The organism is Amaricoccus sp. (assembly GCF_036846665.1).
Taxonomy (GTDB): Bacteria; Pseudomonadota; Alphaproteobacteria; order Rhodobacterales; family Rhodobacteraceae; genus Amaricoccus.
The window spans coordinates 1-4,143 of sequence record NZ_DAIUBO010000293.1; the positions used below are offsets into that span (position 1 = coordinate 1).

Sequence of the window (4,143 nt, forward strand, 5' to 3'; positions counted from 1 at the left end):
TGCGCGAGGTGCCGCAGGCGGGGTTGTGATAGATCACGAATTCCCCGGCCCCGCTCATGCCCGGACCCCGCGCCGGGGCAGGCCGCAATCCGCGCCCGCGCAGCAATTCTCGCTCAGATAGGCCATCAGATCCCCCATCCTGGTGAAATCGGCCGCATGGATCAGCATGCGCCCCTCCCGGCGGCAGGTCACGATCCCGGCCTGCCGCAGATGGCCGAGATGGAAGGAGAGCGTCGCCGCCGCCAGCCCCAGCTCGCCCGCGATGCGCCCGACCGCCAGCCCCTCCGGCCCGGCCGCCACCAGGAGCCGGAAGACGTCGAGCCGGGTCTCCTGCGCGAGGGCCGAAAGCGCGGCGAGGGCGTCGGTCTTTTCCATGCTTCCAGAATGATCGAAACCAACCCCCGGCGCAAGCCGAAGGCCATCCCTCTTTTCAATCCGCCGCCGCTGGCATAGATCGCCCCCATGGACCCGATCCACATCATCGGCGGCGGCCTCGCGGGATCGGAAGCGGCCTGGCAGGCGGCCGAGGCGGGCGTGCCCGTGGTGCTGCACGAGATGCGGCCCGAAACCGCCACCTTCGCCCATCGCACCGACGGGCTGGCCGAGCTCGTCTGCTCCAATTCCTTCCGCTCCGACGACGACGAGCAGAACGCCGTGGGGCTCCTGCACTGGGAGATGCGCGCGGCTGGCGGGCTCGTCATCGCCGCGGCGGACGCCCATGCCCTGCCGGCGGGCGGCGCGCTCGCCGTCGACCGCGAGCCCTTCAGCCGCACGATCACCGACCGCCTCGCGGCGCATCCGCTTGTCACCATCGACCGCGGCGAGATCGCCGGGCTCCCACCGAGCCACTGGTCGAGCGTCATCGTCGCCACCGGCCCGCTCACCAGCCCCGCCCTCGCCGAAGCGATCCGCGCCCTCACCGACGAAAGCGCGCTCGCCTTCTTCGACGCCATCGCCCCCATCGTGCATTTCGAGAGCATCGACCTGGGCCAAGCCTGGTTCCAGTCGCGCTACGACAAGGGCGAGACCGAGGCCGACCGCAAAGCCTATCTCAACTGCCCGATGGACCGCGAGAAGTACGAGGCCTTCGTCGACGCGCTGCTGGCCGCCGAGAAGACCGAGTTCAAGGATTGGGAACGCGACACGCCCTATTTCGAGGGCTGCCTGCCGATCGAGGTCATGGCCGCACGCGGCCGCGAGACCCTGCGCTTCGGCCCGCTCAAGCCCGTGGGCCTGACCAACCCGCATGCGCCCGAGACCAAGCCCCATGCCGTGGTCCAGCTCCGCCGCGACAACGCGCTCGGCACGCTCTTCAACATCGTCGGCTTCCAGACCAAGATGAAATACGGCGCGCAGACGGAAGTCTTCCGCATGATCCCGGGGCTGGAAAACGCCGCCTTCGCCCGGCTCGGCGGCATCCACCGCAACACCTTCCTCAATTCCCCGCGCCTGCTCGACGGGGCGATGCGGCTCAAGGCCGACCCCCGCCTGCGCTTCGCCGGCCAGATCACCGGCGTGGAAGGCTATGTCGAGAGCGCCGCCATGGGCCTGCTCGCCGGCCGCATGGCCGCCGCCGAACGCCTCGGCCGCCCCCTCGCGCCACCGCCGCCGACCACCGCCATCGGCGCGCTCGTCACCCACATCACCGGCGGCGCCGATGCCAAGACCTTCCAGCCCATGAACGTCAACTTCGGCCTCTTCCCGCCGCTGGAGGAGGCCCGCGGCGGCCGCCGCGGCCGGCGCGAGCGCTACAAGGGCTACACCGACCGCGCCAAGACAGATTTCGCGGCGTGGGTTGAGCCGGCGCTGGCAATAGTTTGAAGTTGTGGGGAGATCTGTCGCGTGGCGCTCAGTGGCTCAGGCGCCCAACGCTTCAGTGGCGCACCAGAATCAAGAATCTGCAGTAATGTTGAGGACGGCTTCCCCTCCACGACATGGCATTTCGACAATCTTTTCGTGCAAATCTCAAGTTTCAGGCCGCTATTTCCAAGTCACGCCCAATCCGTTCCACTGCGGCATCTTCGTCTCCGCGAAATATTGGCATAGAAAGTGATCGATTCTGCGCGCGTTGAAACTTTTTTTTGCTCAGCGTTCGCATTTCAGAGTCTTCAATTAGCGCAATTATCCGCAGGTCGTCTCGCTTTAGTCGATTGGATTCCATTTGGAGAAGCAGAGCTTCACTTAGTTTTTCATTCGAGTTTACAAAATACAATGCGCCAGATTTTGCTGAATCATGGTTTGGTCTGATTATTAGATCCGCCGGAAATTCAGACAGAGTTCGATCAAACGATTCATTTTCAGAGAATTTCGCTACGTGACCATACCTCTGTTGAAGTGCAGCCGTTGCATCCTCTCGAAATGTCGACCTAACAACTTCGCGCGTTAGTAATTCTAGATCTCGGACTCGAATAAGAGCAGACAGGAAACTGGTCAAACGAAGCCCAAGCTTCGATTCCGCAAAGCTCTCAGTACGAATTTCGTAGGTGTCATGGTCCCAAGACGCTCCACCCTGTTGTAGGATGGCTTCTAGTAGTTGCGCACGATTCCCTTGGTCGATTGGGATCCCGGACCCAATAAGCCGCGCAAGGTATTCTCCATCATCTTCGATGCGGAAGCCGTCACCACTATCGACAACATAAAAACCGATCGGATCACCGGATCGGTCAGAAAATAGTGTGCTGACCGCAAAGCCACTAGCGACGGGGTTGACAACGATCGACGAACAAAACGTCTTACATAGGTTGTTTCGTAGAGACTCTGCGTCGATCATAGCAGGCCGCCTCTCTTTTCTTGAATACGAAAGAACCTTTTTGCGGCCTCCCAGAAGCCGTTCTCCGTCCAGGCGTTCTTTCTCCGATGGAAGGATCCGCTACCGGCTTCTGGGATCCTGACGAGATCATCTAACCCTCGCGGACCCATTTCGATGCCGCCCCGCTCACAATGAGCGTGCGCATGCAAGCCGGGATGGCTTCCATGGTGTTCGAAGCGTCCTACTACTGACGCTCCTTCATCGAGAATCCTGATCAAAAAGGCTTGCCAGTTGTCGCGCGGAGGATTGATCTTTGCGAGGAGAACATATTCATCTTCCGTGCTTGCGGCTCGTGCAGATCGCCACCTCCAACCTGCCCGGATAGGCGTTGTCTTTGGGAAAATTGGGGCAAAGCGCGGCTGAAGATCGGTTGTGAGCCAGCCTGTGTCGGACTGGAGTTCCTTCGCCGACGCGGTGAGCTTCCGAACACGCATACTCTATATCACCCCTTTCTTGCCATCAATGGCATACTTGATACGCTCGTGGAAGAAGGGTGCGGAGACGGCCGACGGCGTCGCCTCGACGTCGGAGCGTGGCGCAGTCGACTTCCATTCCCCCTCATTCCGTCCGCTTCGGCGCCGCCTTGCCCCAGATCTCCTCGCCGTGGCGGTTGCGGTCGCCCCGGCTCAGCACCTCCTTCGAGATCAGCGCCAGCATGTAGGTCCTGAGCACCCCGTTGATCCGGCCGTGGTAGCCGGCGCCGAGGCCCTTGAACCAGCGCGCCACGTCCTCGTCGAGCGCCACCGTCACCTTCTTCCTGCGCGGCCGCACCGGGGCGGTGGTCTCGAGCCTCCCCCAGTCGTCGGGGATCAGCGCGTGGCGCAGCTTCATGTCGCGCCAGTCCTGCGACTGCTTCTCGAGCTCGATCATCATCTCCACATGGGCCCGCTCCTGGGCGATCGTGCGCATCCGGATTTCCACCGCCTGCGTCTCCTGTGCTGTCTCGGGAAAGCCGCCATCCTGCCCGAGAACCGTTAACATGCCGCTGAGAATGGCAAGCCGGTTTCCAGCCCGGTTCCAGCCGGCTTCCAGCCGCCGCAAGCCCTTGATACCGAAGCCGGAACCCGCCCCGCTTGCGATGACCCCCCGGCCGCCCTATCTGACGCGGATGAACTACCTCCTCGCCCTCTTCCTGCCGCCGCTCGCGATCCTGATCGCCGGCCGGCCGATCGTCGCGATCGTCACCTTCCTGATCTGGATCCCGGCGATCGTCTTCTCCGGCGGACTCACCCATCCGATGTTCATCCTGCTCGCCTGGATCCTGATCCACGAATCGGGCGAGGCGCGGCGGGCGCGGATCGGGCGCGGCCGCGCCGACGGCTGACCGCGACATC

General features: G+C 63.1%; 5 protein-coding genes. 2 read left to right on the forward strand and 3 right to left on the reverse strand.

Annotated elements, in window-relative coordinates; translation table 11 throughout:
* Window positions 1–54 precede the first annotated feature (54 nt).
* Window positions 55–375, reverse strand: coding sequence for an ArsR/SmtB family transcription factor (locus tag V7050_RS18950; protein ID WP_324366015.1), 321 nt, complete (start codon window positions 373–375; stop codon window positions 55–57).
* Between the two features lie 87 nt (window positions 376–462).
* Here V7050_RS18950 and trmFO point away from each other — a divergent pair, with 87 nt between their 5' ends.
* Window positions 463–1,821: a methylenetetrahydrofolate--tRNA-(uracil(54)-C(5))-methyltransferase (FADH(2)-oxidizing) TrmFO gene (gene trmFO, locus V7050_RS18955; protein WP_324366013.1), complete on the forward strand. Its 1,359-nt coding sequence runs from the start codon at window positions 463–465 to the stop codon at window positions 1,819–1,821.
* Window positions 1,822–1,972: 151 nt separating this feature from the next.
* Here trmFO and V7050_RS18960 read toward each other — a convergent pair whose 3' ends face one another.
* Window positions 1,973–2,770 (reverse strand): DUF1828 domain-containing protein, encoded by a 798-nt coding sequence (locus V7050_RS18960; protein WP_324366011.1) that lies wholly within the window; start codon window positions 2,768–2,770, stop codon window positions 1,973–1,975.
* A 597-nt stretch (window positions 2,771–3,367) separates the two neighbouring features.
* Window positions 3,368–3,718: a BrnA antitoxin family protein gene (locus V7050_RS18965; protein WP_324366009.1), complete on the reverse strand. Its 351-nt coding sequence runs from the start codon at window positions 3,716–3,718 to the stop codon at window positions 3,368–3,370.
* A gap of 199 nt (window positions 3,719–3,917) precedes the next feature.
* Between V7050_RS18965 and V7050_RS18970 the strand changes: the two genes are divergently transcribed.
* On the forward strand, window positions 3,918–4,133 hold the full coding sequence (locus V7050_RS18970; protein WP_324374347.1) for a hypothetical protein: 216 nt from the start codon (window positions 3,918–3,920) through the stop codon (window positions 4,131–4,133).
* Window positions 4,134–4,143: the final 10 nt, after the last annotated feature.

Excerpts from the sequence above, each read along its gene's own strand:
- trmFO (WP_324366013.1), top strand. The coding sequence starts at position 463 with ATGGACCCGATCCACATCATCGGCGGCGGCCTCGCGGGATCGGAAGCG.
- V7050_RS18970 (WP_324374347.1), top strand. The coding sequence starts at position 3,918 with ATGAACTACCTCCTCGCCCTCTTCCTGCCGCCGCTCGCGATCCTGATC.
- V7050_RS18950 (WP_324366015.1), bottom strand. The coding sequence starts at position 375 with ATGGAAAAGACCGACGCCCTCGCCGCGCTTTCGGCCCTCGCGCAGGAG.
- V7050_RS18965 (WP_324366009.1), bottom strand. The coding sequence starts at position 3,718 with ATGCGCACGATCGCCCAGGAGCGGGCCCATGTGGAGATGATGATCGAG.
- V7050_RS18960 (WP_324366011.1), bottom strand. The coding sequence starts at position 2,770 with ATGATCGACGCAGAGTCTCTACGAAACAACCTATGTAAGACGTTTTGT.